5 protein-coding genes are annotated in these 3,934 nt (G+C 68.1%); 4 read left to right on the forward strand and 1 reads right to left on the reverse strand.

The window, feature by feature from the left end:
- Both Q0L11_RS15300 and trmB read left to right on the forward strand, forming a co-directional pair.
- On the forward strand, window positions 1–612 hold a 612-nt coding region (locus tag Q0L11_RS15300; RefSeq protein WP_296598355.1), incomplete at its 5' end, for a methionine adenosyltransferase domain-containing protein.
- 136 nt (window positions 613–748) lie between these two features.
- A complete protein-coding gene (gene trmB, locus Q0L11_RS15305) occupies window positions 749–1,426 on the forward strand; it encodes a tRNA (guanosine(46)-N7)-methyltransferase TrmB (protein ID WP_296598356.1) in 678 nt (225 codons plus the stop codon).
- Here trmB and ppa read toward each other — a convergent pair.
- Window positions 1,423–1,959 (reverse strand): inorganic diphosphatase, encoded by a 537-nt coding sequence (gene ppa, locus Q0L11_RS15310; RefSeq protein WP_296598357.1) that lies wholly within the window; start codon window positions 1,957–1,959, stop codon window positions 1,423–1,425. The genes trmB and ppa overlap by 4 nt on opposite strands.
- An 822-nt stretch (window positions 1,960–2,781) precedes the next feature.
- Between ppa and rimP the strand changes: the two genes are divergently transcribed.
- Together rimP and Q0L11_RS15320 are read left to right on the forward strand one after the other, a co-directional pair.
- Window positions 2,782–3,324 carry a ribosome maturation factor RimP gene (rimP, locus tag Q0L11_RS15315; protein WP_296598358.1) on the forward strand — a complete coding sequence of 181 codons (543 nt, stop codon included), beginning with the start codon at window positions 2,782–2,784 and terminating at the stop codon, window positions 3,322–3,324.
- Between the two features lie 12 nt (window positions 3,325–3,336).
- Window positions 3,337–3,934: NusA N-terminal domain-containing protein (locus Q0L11_RS15320; protein WP_296598360.1), on the forward strand; the 598-nt coding region annotated here is incomplete at its 3' end.

Genomic DNA, 3,934 nt, shown 5'->3' on the forward strand with positions numbered 1-3,934 from the left:
AGGCACAAGAAGCGCCTGGGCTTGCACCTCGCCACGCCGAAGCGCCTGGAAGGCGTGATCAAGCCGTATGTCGAGAGCGTGATCCCGGCGGGCCTGATCACCAAGAAGACCAAGTGGCACATCAATCCGACCGGCCGCTTCGAGATCGGCGGGCCCGACGGCGACGCGGGCGTGACCGGCCGCAAGATCATCGTCGACACCTACGGCGGCGCCGCGCCGCACGGCGGCGGCGCGTTCTCGGGCAAGGACCCGACCAAGGTGGACCGTTCGGCCGCCTACGCCTGCCGCTACCTGGCGAAGAACGTCGTCGCCTCTGGCCTGGCCCGCAAGTGCACGATCCAGATCAGCTACGCCATCGGCGTCGCCAATCCGCTGAGCTTCTACGTCGACCTGCACGGGACGGGCGAAGTGGACCCGGCCAAGCTGGAGAAGATGCTGCCCGAGATGATCGGCGGCGCGACGCCGCGGGCCATCCGCGAGCACCTGCAGCTCAACCGCCCGATCTACGCCCGCACGTCCGCCTACGGCCACTTCGGCCGCCAGCCCGACAACGAGGGCGGCTTCTCGTGGGAGCGCACCGACCTGGCCGCGGCCCTGAAGTCGATCGCGTAGTCACGTCTCTTGGATCGTCATCCCCGGGCTCGTCCCGGGGATCCAGACGCGCCGGCGGTCCGTGTATCGGTCGCCGGCGTCGGCGTTTCTGGAGGGCCGGGACAAGCCCGGCCATGACGGGTAGTTGGGAAGCGGAATGACCGACAACCACCATCCGCCGCTGCGCTCGTTCGGCCGGCTGAAGTCGCGGCCGATCAAGCCGCGCCAAGCCGCGCTGATGGAGACGCGGCTGCCTGGCCTGCGCGTGCCGCCCGGGCCGGTCGATCCGGCGGCTCTGATGCCCGGCGCGCGCGAGACCTGGCTGGAGATCGGCTTCGGCGGCGGCGAGCACATGGCCGCCCAGGCCGCCCGCGCGCCGGACGTGCTGATCATCGGGGCCGAGCCGTTCCTGAACGGCGTGGCCAGCGCCGTGCGCCACATCGACGAACAGGGCCTGGAGAACGTGCGCCTGCACGACGGCGACGTGCGCGAGCTGATCGCCCGGCTGCCGGACGCGAGCCTGGCGCGGGTGTTCATCCTGTTCCCGGACCCCTGGCCCAAGACGCGGCAGCAGAAGCGGCGGCTGGTGCAGCCCGAGCTGGTGGCGGAACTGGCGCGCGTGCTGAAGCCGGGCGGGCGCCTGCGTTTCGCGAGCGACGTGGCGAGCTATGTGGACCAGGCGCTGGAGCGGTTTATCGCCCACCCGGCGTTCGCCTGGACCGCGGGGCGTGCGGACGACTGGCGGGTTCCGCCGGCCGACCACATCACCACCCGCTACGAGGAAAAGCGCCTGGGCGACTGCGCCCCGGTCTTCCTCGACTTCCTACGCCGTTAGGCGTTGGCGTTCTTGTAGGCTTCGATCGACTGGCGGATCAGGTCGCCGGCTTCCTCGGGGTCGGCCCAGCGGACGATCTCGACCGACTTGCCCTTTTCCAGGTCCTTGTAGTGCTGGAAGAAGTGGGCGATCTGCTCGGTCAGGATCGCCGGCAGCGAGCGCCAGCTATCCACGCCCGCGTAGAACGGGTGCAGGGCGTCCACCGGCACGGCCAGGATCTTCTCGTCGCCGCCGGCCTCGTCGCGCATGATCAGCGCGCCGACCGGACGGGCGCGGATGATGGCGCCCGGCACCACCGGGGTCGGGCCCACCACGATGATGTCCATCGGGTCGCCGTCGTCGGCCAGGGTGTGCGGGATGAAGCCGTAGTTGCCCGGATAGAACATCGCGGTGTGCAGGAAGCGGTCGACAAAGATCGCGCCCGACTCCTTATCGATCTCGTACTTCACCGGCTCGCCGCCCTGCGGGATCTCAATGAGGGCGTTGACGTCGTACGGCGGGTTCTTGCCGACGGGAATCTTGGAGAGGTCCATGGGAGGAGGGTCTTTCGGACACACAAAGGAAGGCGCGCTCTGTGGCCTATCCGCGCCCGGGAGGGAAGGGGGAACACCTTAACAGCGGGTCGCGCCTTCCCACTGCTCGTCATCCCCGGGCTTGTCCGGATCCATGGTTAAGCTTCCGCAGGCGCCCTGCGGCAGATCGCACTGCGCAATCCGCACCCATCCACAGCGCCGCCGATGGATGCATCCCCGGGACAAGCCCGGAATGACGGGCTTGGGGGTGATAAGGCGGGCCGCGGCCAGGCCCGGCCATAAATCTCATGGCGGCCAGTTTGCCCGCGGGGTTCGGCAACTCAAGGTTCGCCCGCCGGGCGACCGGCGCGGCGGCGCGGAGCGCCGACCTTGACTTGCCGAACCCCGCAGGCTCGCATCCACCGTGAGATTTAAGCACCGGAAGCATCCGACGATGCTCCCTAAACGCGGGCCGCGATCGTGTTCTTCTCAGCACTTGTAGCGGTGGGTGGGTTGGTCTTCTGGAAGGCCTCGACGGTTGGCCGAGCGGCAAGGTGGCTGGACGGCGGAAAGCTCATGCGACGAGACGACGGCGCTTTCGGCGGCGACGCGCGCGCCTACACCTTCTTCGCCCGTATAGCTTCGCTGCCTATAGTTGCCGCGGGCATCTGGGGGTTGCTAAGCCGCTGGATCAGCTAGCATCCAGCCGGCGATCATGAAGGGCTGACAAAGCCCTGATCCCTCGCTATATATCCATCAACATCGTCCGTTAGCGCTGTATGGCGCCTACGAGCGGCGGGCTCCGGCCCGGCCGCTTTTTTCTTTACTAGGGCCCTGGTTTCGATGCGCGGGAAGACCGCAGAAGACCTGAAGCTGCTGGAGCTGCTGGACCCCGTGTCCGAGGCGGCGGGCTACGCCATCGTGCGCCTGCGGCTGATGGGCGGGAACGAGCGCCGCAAGCTGCAGATCATGGCCGAGCGCCCTTCCGACGGCGACATGAACGTCGAGGACTGCGCGCGGCTGAGCCGCGCCATCTCCGAGGTGATGGACGCCGCCGACCCGATCACCGGGGAATATGTGCTTGAGGTCTCCTCGCCCGGCATCGACCGGCCGCTGACCCGGCTGGAGGACTTCACCGCCTACGAGGGCTATGAGGTTCGCCTGGAGCTGGACCGCCTGGCCGAGGGGCGCAAGCGCTTCCGCGGCGTGCTGGTGGGCCTTGAGGGCGACCAGGTGGCGATCGACCTGGAAGGCGAGGCCGAGACCGCGCTGATCCCGTTCGCGTGGATCACCGAGGCCAAGCTGGTGCTGAACGACGAACTGATGAAGCGGGGCGCGGAGAGCAGAGCCGCCCGCCTCGCGACCGAACAACAGACTTCCGACTAGAGGAACGACCCCATGAGCGTGACGGGCATTTCCGCCAACCGCCTCGAACTCCTGCAGATCGCCGAGGCCGTGGCCCGCGAGAAGTCGATCGACAAGGAGATCGTCATCGAGGCGATCGAAGAGGCGATCCAGAAGGGCGCGCGCGCCCGCTACGGCGCCGAGCACGACATCCGCGTGCATATCGACCCGAAGACCGGCGAGACCACCATCAAGCGCGTGGTCACCGTCGTGGCCGACGACGCCACCTTCGGCGGCGGGATCAATCCGGAGACCGGCGAGGAGATGCCGTTCGAGGAGCCGCCGGGCATCCAGCGCCTGTCCGACGCCAAGCGCCGCGACAAGGACGCGGTGGTCGGCAAGACCTATGAGGAGCTGCTGCCGCCGTTCGAGTTCGGCCGGGTGCAGACCCAGATGGCCCGCCAGGTGGTGATGGGCAAGGTCCGCGACGCCGAGCGCGAGCGCCAGTACGAGGAGTACAAGGACCGCGTGGGCGAGATCGTCAACGGCACGGTCAAGCGCGTCGAATACGGCAACGTGGTCGTCGACCTGGGTCGTGGCGAAGGCATCATGCGCCGCGACCAGTCGATCCCGCGCGAGAACTTCAACATCG

Origin of the sequence: Phenylobacterium sp., from assembly GCF_024508875.1 — a bacterium.
Taxonomy (GTDB): domain Bacteria; phylum Pseudomonadota; class Alphaproteobacteria; order Caulobacterales; family Caulobacteraceae; genus Phenylobacterium.

Excerpts from the sequence above, each read along its gene's own strand:
- ppa (WP_296598357.1), bottom strand. The coding sequence starts at position 1,959 with ATGGACCTCTCCAAGATTCCCGTCGGCAAGAACCCGCCGTACGACGTC.
- rimP (WP_296598358.1), top strand. The coding sequence starts at position 2,782 with ATGCGCGGGAAGACCGCAGAAGACCTGAAGCTGCTGGAGCTGCTGGAC.
- trmB (WP_296598356.1), top strand. The coding sequence starts at position 749 with ATGACCGACAACCACCATCCGCCGCTGCGCTCGTTCGGCCGGCTGAAG.